This is a genomic window from Leclercia sp. UBA7405 (genome assembly GCF_037152215.1).
GTDB lineage: Bacteria > Pseudomonadota > Gammaproteobacteria > Enterobacterales > Enterobacteriaceae > Enterobacter > Enterobacter pneumoniae.
The window spans coordinates 1-827 of sequence record NZ_JBBCMR010000015.1 but is presented as its reverse complement, the minus strand read 5'-3'; the positions used below and the strand labels follow the sequence as shown (position 1 = coordinate 827).

The window sequence follows — 827 nt, the reverse complement described above, 5'->3', positions numbered from 1 at the left end:
GGACGGTAGCCTTTGAAGAACGGAGTATGACGGCCGCCTTCGTCTTTGGACAGGATGTACACTTCAGATTCGAACTTGGTGTGTGGCTTGATGGAGCCTGGCTTCGCCAGAACCTGACCACGTTCGATTTCTTCACGTTTGATACCACGCAGCAGAACACCAACGTTCTCACCAGCACGGCCTTCGTCCAGCAGTTTGCGGAACATTTCAACGCCAGTACAGGTAGACTTAGCAGTGTCTTTGATACCAACGATTTCAACTTCTTCGCCAACTTTGATGATACCGCGCTCTACACGACCGGTAACAACGGTACCACGACCGGAGATGGAGAATACGTCTTCGATTGGCAGCAGGAACGGCTTGTCAATCGCACGCTCTGGCTCAGGGATGTAAGAATCCAGGTAGCCAGCCAGTTCGATGATTTTCTCTTCCCACTCTGCTTCGCCTTCCAGCGCTTTCAGCGCGGAACCACGAACGATTGGGGTGTCGTCGCCTGGGAAATCGTACTGAGACAGCAGTTCACGAACTTCCATCTCTACCAGTTCCAGCAGCTCTTCGTCATCAACCATGTCGCATTTGTTCAGGAACACGATGATGAAAGGAACGCCTACCTGACGACCCAGCAGGATGTGCTCACGGGTCTGAGGCATAGGGCCGTCAGTCGCAGCAACAACCAGGATCGCGCCGTCCATCTGCGCAGCACCGGTGATCATGTTTTTAACATAGTCGGCGTGGCCTGGGCAGTCTACGTGTGCGTAGTGGCGAGTCGGGGTGTCATATTCAACGTGAGAAGTGTTGATGGTGATACCACGCGCTTTTTCTTCTGG

Annotated in this window: 1 protein-coding gene; it reads right to left on the bottom strand. The window is 53.3% G+C overall.

Features of this window, described 5'->3' with window-relative positions; all coding sequences use genetic code 11:
- The coding region (gene tuf / locus WFN75_RS22480) for an elongation factor Tu (protein WP_336996847.1) at positions 1 to 827 on the bottom strand (827 nt) is incomplete at both ends.